17 protein-coding genes are annotated in these 15,807 nt (G+C 74.4%); 2 read left to right on the forward strand and 15 right to left on the reverse strand.

What is annotated here, in order from left to right; all coding sequences use genetic code 11:
• Positions 1-12 precede the first annotated feature (12 nt).
• Complete coding sequence (locus tag ACZ3ZE_RS16475) at positions 13-1,197, forward strand: THUMP-like domain-containing protein (protein ID WP_361166123.1); 1,185 nt, start codon at positions 13-15, stop codon at positions 1,195-1,197.
• Here ACZ3ZE_RS16475 and ACZ3ZE_RS16480 read toward each other — a convergent pair.
• From ACZ3ZE_RS16480 to tsaB, 8 genes are all read right to left on the reverse strand, one after another.
• Positions 1,142-1,810 carry a hypothetical protein gene (locus tag ACZ3ZE_RS16480; protein WP_361621429.1) on the reverse strand — a complete coding sequence of 223 codons (669 nt, stop codon included), beginning with the start codon at positions 1,808-1,810 and terminating at the stop codon, positions 1,142-1,144. The genes ACZ3ZE_RS16475 and ACZ3ZE_RS16480 overlap by 56 nt on opposite strands.
• A gap of 80 nt (positions 1,811-1,890) precedes the next feature.
• Positions 1,891-3,132 (reverse strand): RNA polymerase sigma factor, encoded by a 1,242-nt coding sequence (locus ACZ3ZE_RS16485; RefSeq protein WP_363292293.1) that lies wholly within the window; start codon positions 3,130-3,132, stop codon positions 1,891-1,893.
• Positions 3,133-3,172: 40 nt separating this feature from the next.
• Positions 3,173-3,538: a YciI family protein gene (locus ACZ3ZE_RS16490; protein ID WP_361166114.1), complete on the reverse strand. Its 366-nt coding sequence runs from the start codon at positions 3,536-3,538 to the stop codon at positions 3,173-3,175.
• Between the two features lie 119 nt (positions 3,539-3,657).
• Complete coding sequence (locus tag ACZ3ZE_RS16495; RefSeq protein ID WP_467259534.1) at positions 3,658-4,509, reverse strand: polysaccharide deacetylase family protein; 852 nt, start codon at positions 4,507-4,509, stop codon at positions 3,658-3,660.
• A 112-nt stretch (positions 4,510-4,621) separates the two neighbouring features.
• Positions 4,622-4,888: a hypothetical protein gene (locus tag ACZ3ZE_RS16500; protein WP_467259537.1), complete on the reverse strand. Its 267-nt coding sequence runs from the start codon at positions 4,886-4,888 to the stop codon at positions 4,622-4,624.
• Complete coding sequence (gene tsaD, locus ACZ3ZE_RS16505; protein WP_361166105.1) at positions 4,885-5,988, reverse strand: tRNA (adenosine(37)-N6)-threonylcarbamoyltransferase complex transferase subunit TsaD; 1,104 nt, start codon at positions 5,986-5,988, stop codon at positions 4,885-4,887. The genes ACZ3ZE_RS16500 and tsaD overlap by 4 nt, the downstream gene beginning before the upstream one ends.
• On the reverse strand, positions 5,978-6,448 hold the full coding sequence (gene rimI / locus ACZ3ZE_RS16510) for a ribosomal protein S18-alanine N-acetyltransferase (protein ID WP_329428485.1): 471 nt from the start codon (positions 6,446-6,448) through the stop codon (positions 5,978-5,980). Before rimI ends, tsaD begins: the two co-directional genes overlap by 11 nt.
• 20 nt (positions 6,449-6,468) lie before the next feature.
• Positions 6,469-7,125 (reverse strand): tRNA (adenosine(37)-N6)-threonylcarbamoyltransferase complex dimerization subunit type 1 TsaB, encoded by a 657-nt coding sequence (tsaB, locus tag ACZ3ZE_RS16515; RefSeq protein WP_361166102.1) that lies wholly within the window; start codon positions 7,123-7,125, stop codon positions 6,469-6,471.
• A 120-nt stretch (positions 7,126-7,245) separates the two neighbouring features.
• On the opposite strand from tsaB, the gene ACZ3ZE_RS16520 reads away from it, so the two are divergent.
• Complete coding sequence (locus tag ACZ3ZE_RS16520) at positions 7,246-7,815, forward strand: L,D-transpeptidase (RefSeq protein ID WP_361621414.1); 570 nt, start codon at positions 7,246-7,248, stop codon at positions 7,813-7,815.
• A gap of 321 nt (positions 7,816-8,136) precedes the next feature.
• Here ACZ3ZE_RS16520 and tsaE read toward each other — a convergent pair whose 3' ends face one another.
• The 7 genes from tsaE to glmS all read right to left on the reverse strand — a co-directional run bounded on the left by tsaE (position 8,137) and on the right by glmS (position 15,790).
• Positions 8,137-8,640, reverse strand: a complete 504-nt coding sequence (gene tsaE / locus ACZ3ZE_RS16525; RefSeq protein WP_361166096.1) for a tRNA (adenosine(37)-N6)-threonylcarbamoyltransferase complex ATPase subunit type 1 TsaE — start codon at positions 8,638-8,640, stop codon at positions 8,137-8,139.
• Between the two features lie 45 nt (positions 8,641-8,685).
• On the reverse strand, positions 8,686-9,825 hold the full coding sequence (locus ACZ3ZE_RS16530) for an alpha/beta fold hydrolase (RefSeq protein ID WP_361166093.1): 1,140 nt from the start codon (positions 9,823-9,825) through the stop codon (positions 8,686-8,688).
• Between the two features lie 17 nt (positions 9,826-9,842).
• Entirely contained in the window at positions 9,843-10,991 is a 1,149-nt protein-coding gene (alr, locus tag ACZ3ZE_RS16535) for an alanine racemase (RefSeq protein WP_361166090.1), read from the reverse strand.
• A gap of 32 nt (positions 10,992-11,023) precedes the next feature.
• Positions 11,024-11,839: a L,D-transpeptidase family protein gene (locus tag ACZ3ZE_RS16540; RefSeq protein WP_467259797.1), complete on the reverse strand. Its 816-nt coding sequence runs from the start codon at positions 11,837-11,839 to the stop codon at positions 11,024-11,026.
• 193 nt (positions 11,840-12,032) lie between these two features.
• Positions 12,033-13,463: an NAD(P)H-hydrate dehydratase gene (locus tag ACZ3ZE_RS16545; protein WP_361166084.1), complete on the reverse strand. Its 1,431-nt coding sequence runs from the start codon at positions 13,461-13,463 to the stop codon at positions 12,033-12,035.
• Between the two features lie 102 nt (positions 13,464-13,565).
• Positions 13,566-13,934, reverse strand: a complete 369-nt coding sequence (locus ACZ3ZE_RS16550; protein WP_361166081.1) for a holo-ACP synthase — start codon at positions 13,932-13,934, stop codon at positions 13,566-13,568.
• 8 nt (positions 13,935-13,942) lie between these two features.
• Complete coding sequence (gene glmS / locus ACZ3ZE_RS16555; protein WP_363292289.1) at positions 13,943-15,790, reverse strand: glutamine--fructose-6-phosphate transaminase (isomerizing); 1,848 nt, start codon at positions 15,788-15,790, stop codon at positions 13,943-13,945.
• Positions 15,791-15,807 lie beyond the last annotated feature (17 nt).

Below are 15,807 nucleotides of genomic sequence, written 5' to 3' on the forward strand. Positions count from 1 at the left end.
GCGCCCCTCAGAATGGGACGGGTGACCGACCTCGCCGCCTTCGCCTCCCTGCTCACCCCCGAGGGGCAGGCCCTCCTCGCCGCCCTGCGCGACTACGACCCCGCCCAGGAGCTGGCGGTCGCCTCCCGGCTGCGCCGCGACCACCCCGCCGAACTGGTCTCGGCCGCGCTCGGCCAGGCCCGGCTGCGGCAGCGGGCGGTGGCGAAGTTCGGCGCCGAGGACGCGTACCGCATGTACTTCACGCCCCACGGCGTCGAGCAGTCCACCCGGGCCACCGTCGGCACCTACCGGGCGGCCCGCCTCAAGGAGCTCGGCGTGCGCAGCGTCGCCGACCTCTGCTCCGGCATCGGCGGCGACGCGCTCGCGCTCGCCCGCGCCGGGATCTCGGTGCTCGCCGTCGACCGCGACCCGCTCACCGTCGAGGCGGCCCGCGCCAACGCGGCGGCCCTCGGCCTCGACGGGCTGATCGAGGTGCGCCGCGCGGACGTGACGGAGATCGACACCAGCCCGTACGACGCCGTCTTCGTCGACCCGGCGCGGCGCGGCGGCCGGGGGCGGATCTTCGACCCGGAGGCCTACTCGCCGCCGCTGTCCTGGGCGGTCGAGGCGGCCCGCAAGGCCCCGCACGCGGCCCTGAAGATCGCCCCGGGCATCCCGCACGAGGCGGTGCCCGAGGAGGCCGAGGCGGAGTGGATCTCGGACGGCGGGGACGTGAAGGAGGCCGTGCTCTGGTTCGGCACCGAGCCCGGCGCCCGCCGCGCCACCCTGCTGCCCGGCGGCGCGACCCTCACCGGCGGCACCCTGCCCGACCCGGCGGTCCGGCCCGTCGGCCGCTACCTGTACGAGCCGGACGGCGCCGTCATCCGCGCCCACCTGGTCGCGGAGGTGGCGCGGGAGCTGGACGGCGGGCTGATCGACCCGACCATCGCGTACGTCACGGCCGACACGCTCACCCCGACGCCGTACGCCGCCGCCTACGAGATCACCGACGAACTCCCGTTCAACCTGAAGAAGTTGAAGGCCCTGCTGCGCGAGCGGGAGATCGGCGTGCTGACCGTGAAGAAGCGCGGCTCCGCCGTCGAACCCGAGGAGATCCGCCGCAAGGTGAAGCTCAAGGGCCCCCACTCCGCGACGGTGCTGCTCACTCGGGTCGCGGGAGCTCCGACGATGCTGATCGGGCACCCGGCCGGCCGGTGAGCCGGACGGCCATGCGGTAGTGCCCGACGGCCTTCGCGAGGCCGGTCAGACCCGTCACCCACAGGATGAGGGCGGCACCCATGCCGTAGGCGACGGCGCCGTAACCGCCGTCGTCCGGGCCGGTGTTGAGCGGGACGGCGAAGGCGGTCCACAGTCCGACCGCGCACATCGCGAAGGACAGCACCAGCCAGCTCGCGCTCAGCAGCGGCAGCCGCAGCCGCGCGTCGGACGGCCCGTGCCGGTCGAGCGCGGCCCAGCCCATGAGCCGTTCGCGCACCATCGCGTCCCGGCGCAGGCTCCGCACGGTCAGCCAGACGCCCGGGACGAGCACGGCGATCCCGGCGGCCCCGCAGAACAGCGCGAGCAGCATGCTGATCGGGTCCGCCACCCCGCCGGCCCCGCCGAAGGACACGAGCGGCACGCCCACCAGCGCCCAGCCCAGCTGGAGCACCCCGAACCAGACCAGGAACAGCACCAGCCGCCCGCCGCCGAGCAGCCGGCGCCCCAACTCGTCCATGGCGAGCGCCCGATCGGCCAGCCGCGCCTCCCGGTCGGGCCAGTTCCGTATCTCGGCGGGCGGCGGGGGCGGCGGAAGCGGGGTGCGGGGGGACATGCCGGGGAGCTTAACCGGCGGCCCTCACGCGGAACGAGCGCGGCGGCGTCCACCGGCGCGGAGGAGCCCGCCCGCCAGCCTCAGCCGGCCGCCCGCTTCAACAGCAGTGCCCGCTCCCGCTCGTTGCGCGTCAGCTCCGCCGCCCGCGCGAACTCGGCCCGCGCCTCCTTCTCCCGGCCGAGCCGGGCCAGCAGGTCGCCCCGGACGCTGGGCAGCAGGTGGTAGCGGTCCAGGGCTGGGGCGGCGGCGAGGGCGTCGACGAGGGCGAGGCCCGCCTCCGGGCCCTCGGCCATCGACACGGCGACCGCCCGGTTCAGCTCGACGACCGGGGAGGGCGCGACGGCGGCGAGCCGCCGGTAGAGCGCGGCGATCGTCGTCCAGTCCGTCTCCTCGTACCGCGTCGCCCGCGCGTGGCAGGCGGCGATGGCGGCCTGGAGGGCGTACGGGCCGGTGGCGCCGTCCGCCTCGACGGCCCGCCCCAGGGCGGCGTACCCGCGCCGGATCAGCAGCCGGTCCCAGCGCCGCCGGTCCTGGTCGGCGAGGAGCACCGGCTGCCCGTCCGGGCCGGTCCTGGCCGCCGTCCGGGAGGCCTGGATCTCCAGCAGGGCGGCCAGGCCGTGGACCTCGCCCTCCCGGGGCATCAGCGCGGCGAGCACCCGGGCCAGCCGCAGCGCGTCCTCGCAGAGGGCGGGGCGCAGCAGGTCGTCGCCGGCGGTCGCCGCGTACCCCTCGTTGAAGATCAGGTAGATGACTTCGAGGACCGAGCCGAGGCGGGCCGCCCGCTCCTCCCCGTAGGGCACCTCGAACGCGACCCCGGACCGGGCGAGGGTCCGCTTGGCGCGCGTGACGCGCGCGGCGACCGTCGGCTCGGGGACGAGGAAGGCGCGGGCGATCTCGTCGGTGCGCAGCCCGCCGAGCAGGCGGAGGGTGAGCGCGGTGCGGGCGTCGGCGGAGAGCACCGGGTGGCAGGTGGTGAAGACCAGCCGCAGCAGGTCGTCGTCGATGTCCCCGGGGCCGGAGGGCTCCGGGTCGTGCGCCTCCTCCGTCAGCTCGCGGCCGGCCTCCGCCAGCTTGCGGGCGTACGTCTCGCGGCGCCGGACGAGGTCGACGGCGCGGTGCTTGGCGGTGGCCGTCAGCCAGGCGCCCGGCCGGTCCGGGACGCCCGCCCGCGGCCACTGCTCCAGGGCGGCGACCAGCGCGTCCTGGGCGATCTCCTCGGCGATGCCGACGTCCCGGACGATCCGCGCCACGGTGGCGATGATCCGGGCGGACTCCATCCGGAAGACCGTGTCCAGGGTCTCCTCGACCGTCTGTGCCGTCACGCCTCACATGACAGCACAGACGACTGACAGGCGCCGGGGTTCAGCCGCCCGGCATCTCCTCGACCTCGCGGATCTCCAGGCCGACGGTCCACTGCGGCGGGTGGACCTCCAGGAAGCGCTTCCCCCACTCGATCGCCTCGGCCATGTCCTTGCACTGCATCATGGCGTAGCCGCCGACGACCTCCTTGGTCTCGGTGAAGGGGCCGTCGGTGTACGACAGCTTCCCGTCCTGCCAGGAGACCCGGGTGCTCTCGGAGGTGGGCTTGAGCCCGGCCGTGTCCAGCATGACGCCGGCCTTGGTGATCTCCTCGAAGAGCGCGCCCATGCGCTCCTCGAAGCCGGGGTCGGCGGACGCCATGTCGATGCTGTTCTCCTCGATGCGGACGAGGGAGAGGTAGCGGGGCATGGTGACTCCTCGGGTGCGGTGGCGGGGCCGTTCCCCGCCTTCACACTCATACGTCGAACGGGAGCCGCCCGCATCGACAACCGCGCCGGTGATTTTTTCGGGAGCCCGGACGCGGCGGCTCAGAGATAGTCCTCCAGGCGCGCCACCGTGTACCCCTGCTCCTGGATGTGGCGCAGCAGGTTGGCCGTCATCTCGGTCATCGACGTGCCCTTGAGCTCGGACGGGCCGCGGAAGTGGGCCAGGATGATGTCGCCGGGGTGCAGCTTCTTGTCCCCGCGCTGGTACTGCATGTTCTTGATCTGCATGGACTCGCGCCACAGCACGATCGCGTCGATCCCGCAGCGGGCGGCGGCGGCCCGCGTGGACTCGTTCCAGTTGCCGTAGGGCGGGCGGAAGAGCCGCGGCCGCTTCCCGTACTCCTTGGTCAGCTTCTCCTGCTGGCCGCAGATCTCCCCGCGCTGGGCGTCCTCGGAGAGGGTGCGCAGGTTGGGGTGGGTGAGCGTGTGGTTGGCGACGCCGTGGCCCTGCGCGACGAGCGGGGCGAAGTAGCGGTAGTCGGCGCGGATGGCCGCGTCGGTGAGGAACATCGTCACGGGGATCTTGAGGTCGCGCATCATCGCGACGAACTCGGGGTCCTTCTCGGCGCCGTCGTCGATGGTGATGAAGACGATCTTCTCGCGCGTGGGGACGTCGCTGACCACGGGGACGGGCCCGCCGGGCCCGCGGGTCACCGGCTTCTTCGCGGGTGGGGCCGGCGGCGCCGGGAAGGGCTTGAGTCCCCACTTGCGGTACGCGGCGGCCCGCGCGTCGGCGGAGTCGGGCGCGCCGGGCGTGTGCGAGGGCTTGGCGGAGGGCGTGACGGCCCCGGTGCTCGGAGCGGTGCTGTCCGCGTCGGCCGCCGTCGTGCAGCCGGTCGCCGCGAGCAGCGCGACGGTGGTCAGCGCGGCCCACAGCGCGATCTTCTTCTTCACACGCTGTGGGATGCGCCCACCGGTCGAACGGTTGCCCCAGTTACGCGGATTCGTTCGATTCGACCACTCGGAACGCTCGGACCACTCGGACCGCTCGGATCACGCTAAGCGGTCAGGTCGATTCGATCGATTCGAAGCGCCAGCGGTGCACCGGACGGGTGAGCAGCTCGGCCGCCGGCTCCGGCAGCTCGGGGAGCCCTGCCTCCAGGCCGTCCGCCGTCTCCCACCAGGTCAGCACGAGGACCCGGTCCTGCGGCGCGCGGAAGGTCTCGCGGCGCAGCGGCGCGGCCGGCAGCTCCTGGGCCCGCGCCCAGGCCAGCAGCTCGGCGCCGCGGCCCTCGGCGGCGCGGGCCTCCCACATGAGGGTCACCGTGGTCACGGGTACAGGTTCTCCTTGCTGACCTCGTGGACGTGGTCGTGGTCGTGGGCGTGCGCCCCGGGCACGTGCGGGTCCGTCACCGGCAGCGAGGAGTCGGCGGACAGCTCCAGGTCGGAGGCCGGCCGGTTGCGGGCGACCATCTCGGCGCCGAGGGCCGCGACCATCGCGCCGTTGTCGGTGCACAGGCCCGGCCGGGGCACCCGCAGCCGGATGCCGGCCCGCTCGCAGCGCTCCTCGGCGAGGGCCCGCAGGCGGGAGTTGGCGGCCACGCCGCCGCCGATCATCAGGTGGTCGACGCCCTCGTCCTTGCAGGCCCGTACGGCCTTGCGGGTGAGCACGTCGACGACCGCCTCCTGGAAGGACGCGGCGACGTCCCGTACGGGCACGTCCTCGCCCGCGTTCCGCTTGGCCTCGATCCAGCGGGCCACGGCGGTCTTCAGACCGGAGAAGGAGAAGTCGTACGCGGGGTCCTTGGCGCCGGACAGGCCGCGCGGGAAGGCGATCGCCTTCGGGTCGCCCTCCCGGGCGAGCCGGTCGATCACCGGTCCGCCGGGGAAACCGAGGTCGAGCACGCGGGCGATCTTGTCGAAGGCCTCGCCCGCGGCGTCGTCGATGGTCGCGCCGAGCGGCCGCACGTCGGAGGTGATGTCCGAGGAGAGCAGCAGCGAGGAGTGCCCGCCGGAGACCAGCAGGGCCATCGTCGGCTCCGGCAGCCGGCCGTGCTCCAGCTGGTCGACGCAGATGTGCGAGGCGAGGTGGTTGACGCCGTAGAGCGGCTTGCCGAGGGCGTACGCGTACGCCTTGGCCGCCGAGACGCCGACGAGCAGCGCGCCCGCGAGGCCGGGGCCCGCGGTGACGGAGATGCCGTCGAGGTCCTTCGGGGAGACGCCGGCTTCCTTCAGGGCGCGCTCGATCGTCGGGACCATCGCCTCCAGGTGGGCGCGGGAGGCGATCTCGGGCACGACGCCGCCGAAGCGGGCGTGGGTGTCGACGCTGGAGGCGACGGCGTCCGCGAGGAGGGTGGTCCCGTGGACGATGCCGACACCGGTCTCGTCGCAGGAGGTCTCGATGCCGAGTACGAGCGGTTCGTCAGCAGCCATCAGAATCAGTCTCAGTTCCTTGAACGGTCAGTCGCATCACGAGCGCGTCCACGTTTCCGGGCTGGTAGTAGCCGCGCCGGAAACCGATGGGCTCGAAGCCGAAGCGCTCGTAGAGCTTCTGGGCCCGGGTGTTGTCCACGCGCACTTCGAGCAGGACCTCGTCGCACTCGAAGGCCGTGGCGTGCTGGAGCAGGTCGGTGAGGAGGCGCCCGCCGAGGCCGCTGCCCCACTGGTCGCGGGCGACGGCGATGGTCTGGACGTCGCCGAGCCCGCCGGCCGCGGCGAGCCCCGCGTACCCGACGATCCGGCCCCGGGCGTCCTCGGCCACCACATAGCGGCGGGTCGCGCGCGGGCCGCGGGAGTGCGCGAGCTCCGACCAGAACATCCCCTCGGACCAGGCGTCCTCGGGGAACAGCTCGGCCTCCAGGGTGAGCACGGGCCCGATGTCCCACCAGCGCATCTCGCGCAGTGCCACGCCGCTCACTTCGGCGTGACCACCTTGTAGTTCTTCGGCACCTGCGCGTCGGGGCGGCGCAGGTACATCGGCAGCGGGTCGAGGAAGCCGCCGCCGCCCGCGGCGAGCCGCTCGGCCGCGAGGGCGGCGAGCGCGGCGGCGGACTGGTGCTCGGGGTCGCGGGCGTCGGGGAACGCCTCCGGGTACAGCCGGGCGCCTGCGCCGACCACGGGCAGCCCGGCGAGCTGCTCGGCGATGTCGGCGGGGCGGTCGACGGCCGCGTCGCCCACCCGGGTGCGGGCGTCGGCGTAGCGCGCCCAGTAGACCTCCTTGCGGCGGGCGTCCGTCGCGACGGCGAACGGCCCCTCGATGCCGGAGGCGTACGCGAGCCCGTCGAGGGTGCACAGGCCGTGCACCGGCACGCCGAGCGCGGAGGAGAAGGAGGCGGCGGTGACGAGGCCGACGCGCAGACCGGTGTACGGGCCGGGGCCGACGCCGACCACCAGTCCGGTCACCGCGTCCAGCGTCAGCCCGGCCTGCTTCAGGACCCGGTCGACGGCGGGCAGCAGCAGCTCCCCGTGCCGGCGGGCGTCGACCTGACGCGACTCGGCGACGACGGAGTCGCCGTCGTGCAGGGCGACGGTGACGGCGGGCGTGGCGGTATCCATGGCGAGCAAGAGCACGCGAACAGCCTACGGCGCCGGAGCGCAGGGCGTGTCCGGCGTACGGCGCCCCGCCCGCGCGGGGCGGCGGCTGCTACGGTCAGGCACCGATACGTAGGTACGACAGAAGGTGGGCACGCGGTGGCAAGGAGCAGCTCGGGATTCGTGGCCGGGCTCACCGTGGCGGCCGTGGCCGTGATCGGCTTCCTCGCCTACCAGGCCTCGGCCGCCGCGCCGTCGGCCACCGATCTGGCGGCCAAGCCGCAGGCCCCGAGCTCGGCCCCCTCGGCCACGGCGAGCGACAAGCCGAAGCAGCCGCCGAAGGACCCGCTGGCGGTGCCCGCGAACTCCGGCAAGGGCGAGCGCGTGGTCTACGCCCTCGACGCCCACCGGGTGTGGCTGGTGGACGAGAGGAACCAGGTCACCCACACGTTCTCGGTGATGCCGAGCACCGTCTCGCCGCCGCCCGGCGTGTACGCGGTGACCTCGCGCTCCGGTGCGGTGCGCGGCTCGGACGGGGTGCAGATCGAGCACGTGGTGCGGTTCGCGACCGTCCAGGACGTGTCGATCGGCTTCAGCGCGGCGGTGGACGGCTCGACGCCGAAGCCGGACCCGTCGAAGAAGACCGGCGGCGTGCGGATGAAGCGGGCGGACGGCGACGCGCTGTGGACGTTCGCGGTGATCGGCGCGAAGGTCGTCGTCGTCGCCTGACGCGGGCCCGTCCCGTAACCGCCTGAGCGGGCCCCTCGCGTTCCGCCTACGCGGCTTCCTCGTGCGCCGGAGGCTCCTGCTCGTCCGGCGCCTCGGACTCGCGCGGCGGCGTCGACACGGCGCTGGCCGCGGCGCAGGAGGCCAGCAGCTCTCTCATCGAGACGGCTTCCGCGGTGCGGTCCGTCCGAACGGCGTGCTCCGGCGTCGCCATGAATGCCTCCCGTAGGTTAGGTACACCTAACCAGCTCGTGATTCCATGTGACCACGGCGCGGAGCACTGACGCAACATTTTCCCGACACGTTGTCGGAACCTACGTACGTTCAGCCCAGCAGCAGGTCCTCGTCGGCCCACCGGGCGCCGATCCCGTTGAGCACGACGGTCCGGCGGTCGTCGTCGGCGGAGCCCTCGGTGGCGCCGACCACCCGGTGGATCAGCACGTGCAGCCGGTCGTCCGTCAGCTCCTCGACCTTGCCGTCGCCCCACTCCACGACGACGACCGAGTCGGGCAGCGATACGTCGAGGTCCAGGTCCTCCATCTCGTCGAGGCCGCCGCCCAGGCGGTACGCGTCCACGTGGACCAGTGCGGGGCCGCCGACCAGCGAGGGGTGGACGCGCGCGATGACGAAGGTCGGCGAGGTCACGGCCCCGCGGACGCCCAGGCCCTCTCCGAGACCGCGGGTGAGCGTGGTCTTCCCGGCGCCGAGCTCGCCGGTCAGCATCACGAGGTCGCCGGGGCGCAGCAGTTTGGCGAGGCGGCGGCCGAGCTCCTGCATGCGCTCGGGCGAGTCGACGTCGAGGGTGGCCTGGATGTGCGGAGTGTCCATGTCCGCCAACCTACCTACCCGCCGGCGGACCGGCCGCCAGCCTCCCTACCCGCCGACGGAGACCGCGCCCACCCTCCCGAGCAGGTCGGCGAGCCGGTCGGTGACCGCCTCCGGGTGCTCCAGCATCACCAGGTGCCCGGCGTCCGGCACGATGACCAGCTCCGCGTCCGGCAGCAGGTCGGCGATGGCCTCGGTGTGCGAGCTGGGCGTGACCAGGTCGCGGTCGCCGGCCAGCGCGAGCACCGGCAGCTCGCGGAAGGCCGCGAGCGCCGCCCCCTTGTCGTGCTCGACGAACGCCGGATAGAACTCGGCGACCACGTCGATCGGGGTCGACTCGATCATCCGCTCCGCGAAGCGGACGACCGCCGGGTCCACGTCCTTCGAGGAGAACGAGTACTTCTTGATGAGCCCGGCGAAGAGGTCGGCGGTGGCCCGCCGCCCCCGCTCCACCAGCTCCGCCTGCGAGCCGAGCGCCCGCAGCACCCCGGGCAGCACCCGGCGCACGGCGTTCACCCCGGCCATCGGCAGCCCGTAGCTGATCTCGTCCAGCCTCCCGGCCGAGGTCCCCACGAAGGCGGCGCCGGCCACCCGCTCGCGCACCAGCTCCGGGTACCGGTCGGCCAGCGCCATCATCGTCATCCCGCCCATGGAGTGCCCGACCAGCACCAGCGGGCCCTCCGGCGCGGCGGCGTCGAGGACGGCCTTCAGGTCGCTCCCCAGCCGGTCGATGGAGACGGGCACGCCGTCGGGACCCGCCTGCTCGACCCCGCGGCCGGACCGTCCGTGGCTGCGCTGGTCCCAGTACACGGTGCGGACCAGACCGCGCAGCGCGGCCCGCTGGAAGTGCCAGGAGTCCTGGTTGAGGCAGTAGCCGTGGCTGAAGACGACCGTGACGGGCGCGGGCGCCTTCCGCCCGAAGAGACGCCGCCGGCGCGGCGCGGGCGCGTCGCCCTCGACCTCGTCGACCTCGTAGTACAGGCGCGTCGAGTCGTCGGCGACCGCCCACCCCGGGGCGCCGCGCAGCGCCCCGTAGGGGCCCTCGGCGTCCAGCGCGAGCCGCGCCTTCTCCCGTACGGAACGCCCGACGGTCAGCCGCTCCACCGCGACCCCGGCGGCCGCCCCGGCCGCGAGCACGCCTATCGCGGCACCGGCCCAGCCGGCCCGCCGCCAGGTCTCCTCGCCCACGGCCGCCCCGCCCTCTCCTACGCGCCCAGGTAGACGCGCGGGACGCGCGCGCCGATCCGGGTGACGATCTCGTACGCGATGGTGTCGGCCGCGTCGGCCCAGTCCTGGGCCGTCGGCTCGCCCCGGTCGCCGGGCCCGAAGAGCACCGCCTCGGTGCCGGGCGCCGGGCGGTCGCCGCCGAGGTCCACCACGAACTGGTCCATGGCGACCCGCCCGGCCACGGTGCGGACCCGGCCGTCGACGAGCACGGGGCCGCGCCCGGAGGCGTGGCGCGGGACGCCGTCCGCGTACCCCAGCGGCACGAGTCCGAGGGTGGTGTCGCCCGGGGTCGTGTAGTGGTGCCCGTAGGACACCCCGTGCCCGCCCGGCACCTCCTTGACCAGGGCGACGCTCGCCTTGAGGGTCATCACCGGGCGCAGTCCGAGCTCGGCGGAGGTGCCGATCTCGGGCGCGGGCGAGACGCCGTACATGGCGATGCCGGGCCGCACCAGGTCGAAGTGGGTCTCGGGGAGCGTCAGGGTGGCCGGCGAGTTGGCGATGTGCCGCACCTCGGGCGCGACCCCGGCCTTCTCGGCGAAGTCCAGCATCGTGCGGAACACGTCGAGCTGCGCGGCGATCGACGGGTGCCCCGGCTCGTCCGCGCAGGCGAAGTGCGACCAGAGCCCGGTCACCTTGACCAGCCCCTGCGCCTCCGCCTTGAGCGCCTCGGTGACGAGCTCCGGCCAGTCGGCGGGCTGGCAGCCGTTGCGCCCGAGGCCCGTGTCGGCCTTGAGCTGGATCCTGGCCCGGCGCCCGGTCTCCCGGGCCGCCTCCACGACCTCGTGCAGGGCCCACATGCCGCTCACCGACATGTCGAGCCCGGCCTCGATGCCCTCCGCCCACGGATCGCCCGGCGTCCACAGCCAGCACATGATCCGTACGTCCGTCAGACCGGCCGCCCGCAGCGCGAGCGCCTCCTGTGGCGTCGCCGTCCCGACCCAGGTCGCGCCGGCCTCGACGGCGGCGCGGGCACAGGGCAGGGCCCCGTGCCCGTACGCGTCGGCCTTGACCACGGCCATGATCTGAACGTGCGGGGCGACCCGGGCGCGCAGCGTGCGGACGTTCGCGCGCAGCGCGCCGAGGTCGATCTCGGCGCGGGCCCGGCGGGGCTGTGGTGTCTCAGTCATCGCCGCCCAGTCTCTCAGGTCCCCGGGCCCGCTCAGCCTTCCGGCCGCCTGCCCCAGATGTAGACCCGGTCCCCCTTGCGCAGGACGTCCCACAGCTTCCTGGCGTTCGCGTTGCTCAGGTTCACGCAGCCGCGGCTGCCGGTGGGCGTGGCGATCTGCCCGTAGACGGCGTGGAAGGCCTGGCCGCCGCTGAAGAACTGGGAGTACGGCATGGGCGTGCGGTAGATGGACGACCAGTGGTCCTTGTGGCGCCAGTACACCTCGTGCCACCCGGTCCGCGTCCGGTATCCGGCCCGGCCGCTGCGCACGTTCACCACCGCGTACGTGATCCGCTTCCCCTTCTGCACCCACATCAGCTCGCGGTCGAGGTCGACGCAGGCGACGGTGTAGGTGCGCACCGGGCACTTCTTGGCCGCGTTCGGGTTGGCGCGGGCGGCGAGCAGTTCGGCCCGGGCCCAGGTCACCGGCCCCGCGTACCCGTTGGCCGGCTTGATCTTCTGCGCCCGCTGGAACGCCCGGACGGCCCGGCAGTCCGCCGCCGACTGCTTCCCGTCCACCGTGAGCCGCAGCAGCCGCTCCACCCGCCGCTGATGGGGCCCGGCCTTCGCGGTGCAGGCGGCCCCGGCGGCACTCCGCGGCAGGAACTCGACGAGCTCGTCCACGTCCTCCGCGGGCTCGGGCACCGGCACCTCCCCGTCCGGCTGCTCCGGCGGCAGCACCTGATCGGGCGTGTCCATCGGATACTCGGCCCGCCCGGCCCCGGCCCCGCCCGGGAGCAGGACCTCCCCGGGCTCGGGCGCGACGGCGACCGCGGCCGACGGCGACACGAGAGCCAGGGCGAACAACAACACGGTGACGCCACGAGGACGCCTTCTGCCTCTGATCACCCACCCATCCCACGCGCCCCGAGGCGGGGGCGCCTGCGCTGCACCACGTGCGGAGCAACACGTTCCGCCGAGTGGCGGCGGGGCTGCGGTTTCCCCGTCGCGCGGCGGCGCCGATCCGCACGGCTTCCCCACCGAGTGGCGGCGCCGCTCCGCGTCAGCCCCCCGTGACGTCCCGCCAAGCCCCCGGCACCGCCGCCGCCACGTCCCCCGCCGCCACCGGCGCGCCCCGTGAGGCGCGACGGGCGGCGAGCCCGTGGAGGTACGCGGCGGCCGACGCGGCCTCCAGGGCGGGGAGGCCCGCGGCGAGCAGCGAGCCCGCCAGGCCCGACAGGACGTCGCCGCTGCCGGCCGTCGCGAGCCACGAGGTCCCCGTCGGGTTCACCCGGACCGGGCCCGTGCCGCCCGCCCCGCACACCAGCGTCGTCGACCCCTTCAGGAGGACCGTCGCGCCGAACCGGGCCGCCAGCTCGCGGACCGCCGCGAGCCGCCCCGCCTCGACCTCCTCGCGGGGGACGCCGAGCAGCGCCGCCGCCTCGCCCGCGTGCGGGGTGAGCAGGGTGGCGGCGGGACGGGCCCGGACGGTCTCCGGGGTCAGGTCCCGCAGACCGTCCGCGTCGACCAGGACGGGGACGTCCGTCGCCAGCACCTCCGCGACGCCCGGCCCGTCGCCGAGGCCCGGCCCGACGACCCACGCCTGGACGCGGCCGGCCTTCGCCGGGGGCCCCGCGTGCACCAGCGTCTCGGGGCGGGCGGCGATCACCGCCTCGCCGGCCGGCCCCACGTACCGGACGGCGCCCGCGCCGCCGCGCAGCGCGCCCTCGACGGCGAGGACGGCGGCGCCGGGGTAGCGGGCGGAGCCGGCGACGACGCCGACGACCCCGCGCCGGTACTTGTCGCTCTCGGCCCCGGGCACCGGCAGCATCCGCGCCAGGTCCTCGTGCTGGAGCGCCTCCAGGTCGGGGACCGAGGGGAGGGTGGCGGCGAGCCCGATGTCGACGAGCCGCAGCGCGCCCGCGTACTCCCGCGCCGGGTCGATCAGCAGCCCCGGCTTGTACGTGCCGAAGGTGACGGTCGCGTCGGCCCGCAGCGCCTCCCCCGTGACCTCGCCGGTGTCCGCGTCGACACCGCTCGGCAGGTCGACGGCGACGACGACCGCGTCGGAGCCGCGGGCCGCCCGGGCGACGGGCACGGCGTCGGGCCGCAGCCCGCCCCGCCCGCCGATGCCGGTGATCCCGTCGAGGACGAGGTCGGCGACGGCCAGCACCTCGTACGGGTCGTCGGCGACGCGTCCCCCGGCCGCCCGCAGCGCGGCGAGCCCGCCCTCGTGGGCCCGCGCCCCGAGCAGGACGGCCGTCACCCCGGCCCCGCGCCGGGCGAGCCGGGCCCCGGCGTAGAGGGCGTCGCCGCCGTTGTCGCCGCTTCCGACGAGGAGCACGACCCTCGCCCCGTACACCCGGGGCAGCAGGGCGCGGCAGGCGGCGGCGAGCCCGGCCGCGGCGCGCTGCATGAGCGCGCCCTCCGGCAGCCGGGCCATCAGTTCGGCCTCGGCGGCCCGTACGGTCTCCACACGATGAGCGGTACGCATGGCCCCACCCTCTCCGCTCGACACGCGCCCCGCCACCCTCGGTGCGGCGCGGCGGGCGCTCCCTCTCGCAGCGGCGGGCACCACCTCTCGGCGCGGCGGGCGCTACCCCTCCGCGATCACCACCGCCGACGCCACTCCCGCGTCGTGGCTGAGCGACACGTGCCAGTTCCGGACGCCGAGTTCGGCCGCCCGCGCGGCCACCGTCCCGCGGACCCGCAGCCTCGGCTGCCCGGTGTCCTCGACGTACACCTCGGCGTCCGTCCAGTGCAGCCCCGCCGGGGCGCCGAGCGCCTTCGCGAGGGCCTCCTTGGCGGCGAACCGGACCGCCAGTGAGGCGGTTCCCCTCCGTTCGCCGCTGGGCAGCAGCAGCTCGCGCTCGACGAAGAGGCGCGAGAGCAGCCCCGGTGTGCGTTCGATCGACGCCGCGAAGCGGTCGATCTCGGCCACGTCGATCCCCACCCCGATGATCATCTGTCCACTCACTCCACCGTCACGGATTTGGCCAGGTTGCGCGGCTGGTCGACCTCGTTGCCCCGTGCCGTCGCCAGTTCGCAGGCGAAGACCTGGAGGGGCACGGTGGAGACCAGCGGCTGGAGAAGCGTAGGCGTAGCCGGGATGCGGAAGAGATGGTCGGCGTACGGGGCGACGGCCTCGTCGCCCTCCTCGGCGATCACGATCGTCCGCGCCCCCCGCGCCCGGATCTCCTGGATGTTGGAGACGATCTTGTCGTGGAGCACGGACCGGCCGCGCGGCGACGGTACGACCACGACGACCGGCAGGCCCTCCTCGATCAGGGCGATCGGGCCGTGCTTGAGTTCGCCGGCGGCGAAGCCCTCCGCGTGCATGTACGCGAGTTCCTTCAGCTTCAGCGCGCCTTCGAGGGCCACGGGGTAGCCGACGTGCCGGCCGAGGAACAGCACCGTGTCCCGGTCGGCCAGCGACCGGGCGAGGGCGCGGACCGGCTCCATGGTCTCCAGGACCCGTTCGACCTCGTCGCCGATCCGGGCCAGCTCGCGGACGACGGCGTGGATCTCGTCGCCCCACTTGGTGCCGCGCACCTGGCCGAGGTAGAGCGCGAGCAGGTAGCAGGCGACGAGCTGGGTGAGGAAGGCCTTGGTGGAGGCGACGGCGACCTCGGGTCCGGCGTGCGTGTAGAGCACGGCGTCCGATTCCCTGGGGATGGTCGAGCCGTTGGTGTTGCAGACGGCGAGCACCTTGGCGCCCTGCTCGCGCGCGTGCCGCAGGGCCATGAGGGTGTCCATGGTCTCGCCGGACTGGGAGATCGCGATGACCAGGGTGCGCTGCCCGAGGATCGGGTCGCGGTAGCGGAACTCGCTGGCCAGCTCCACCTCGCAGGGGATCCGGGTCCAGTGCTCGATCGCGTACTTGGCGATGAGTCCGGCGTGGAAGGCGGTGCCGCAGGCGATGATGACGATCTTGTCGGCCTCGCGGAGCACGGCGTCGGGGATGCGCACCTCGTCGAGGCGCAGCCGCCCTTCGGCGTCGATGCGGCCGAGCAGGGTGTCGGCGACGGCCTTGGGCTGCTCGGCGATCTCCTTGAGCATGAAGGAGGCGTAGCCGCCCTTCTCGGCGGCGGAGGCGTCCCAGTCGATGTGGAACGCGCGCACCTCGGCGGGGGCGCCGTCGAAGTCGGTGACGGTGACGCCTTCGCGGGTGAGCTCGACGACCTGGTCCTGGCCGAGTTCGATGGCGGAGCGGGTGTGCGCGATGAAGGCGGAGACGTCGGAGGCGAGGAAGTTCTCGCCCTCGCCGACGCCGACGACGAGGGGGGAGTTGCGCCGGGCGCCGACGACGACGTCCGGCTGGTCGGCGTGGACGGCGACCAGGGTGAAGGCCCCGTCGAGCCGCTTGCACACGAGCCGCATGGCTTCGGCGAGGTCGCCGACGGAGGAGAACTCCTCGGCGAGCAGATGGGCGACGACCTCGGTGTCCGTCTCGGAGGTGAGGCGGTGGCCGCGGTCGGCCAGTTCGGCCCTGAGGGCGGCGAAGTTCTCGATGATGCCGTTGTGGACGACGGCGACGCGGCCCGCGTTGTCGAGGTGCGGGTGCGCGTTGGCGTCGGTGGGCCCGCCGTGGGTGGCCCAGCGGGTGTGGCCGATGCCGGTGGAGCCGCTCGACAGCGGGCGGTCCACCAGCGCCTTCTCCAGATTGACCAGTTTGCCGGCCTTCTTGGCCGCGGCGAGCCCCCCGTCGGAGAGCACCGCGACCCCGGCCGAGTCGTAGCCCCGGTATTCGAGCCTCTTGAGGCCGGCGATCACGACATCGAGTGCCGACTGTCCGCCTACATAGCCAACGATTCCGCACATACCGCGCAGCCTACGGC

The sequence above is a fragment of the Streptomyces sp. NPDC023157 genome (assembly GCF_055560575.1).

Bases quoted from the DNA above. Each gene is read 5' to 3' on its own strand.
- ACZ3ZE_RS16475 (WP_361166123.1), top strand. From the start codon at position 13: ATGGGACGGGTGACCGACCTCGCCGCCTTCGCCTCCCTGCTCACCCCC.
- ACZ3ZE_RS16480 (WP_361621429.1), bottom strand. From the start codon at position 1,810: ATGTCCCCCCGCACCCCGCTTCCGCCGCCCCCGCCGCCCGCCGAGATA.
- ACZ3ZE_RS16490 (WP_361166114.1), bottom strand. From the start codon at position 3,538: ATGCCCCGCTACCTCTCCCTCGTCCGCATCGAGGAGAACAGCATCGAC.
- tsaD (WP_361166105.1), bottom strand. From the start codon at position 5,988: ATGGCTGCTGACGAACCGCTCGTACTCGGCATCGAGACCTCCTGCGAC.
- rimI (WP_329428485.1), bottom strand. From the start codon at position 6,448: ATGCGCTGGTGGGACATCGGGCCCGTGCTCACCCTGGAGGCCGAGCTG.
- tsaE (WP_361166096.1), bottom strand. From the start codon at position 8,640: ATGGACACTCCGCACATCCAGGCCACCCTCGACGTCGACTCGCCCGAG.
- alr (WP_361166090.1), bottom strand. From the start codon at position 10,991: ATGACTGAGACACCACAGCCCCGCCGGGCCCGCGCCGAGATCGACCTC.
- ACZ3ZE_RS16545 (WP_361166084.1), bottom strand. From the start codon at position 13,463: ATGCGTACCGCTCATCGTGTGGAGACCGTACGGGCCGCCGAGGCCGAA.
- ACZ3ZE_RS16550 (WP_361166081.1), bottom strand. From the start codon at position 13,934: ATGATCATCGGGGTGGGGATCGACGTGGCCGAGATCGACCGCTTCGCG.
- glmS (WP_363292289.1), bottom strand. From the start codon at position 15,790: ATGTGCGGAATCGTTGGCTATGTAGGCGGACAGTCGGCACTCGATGTC.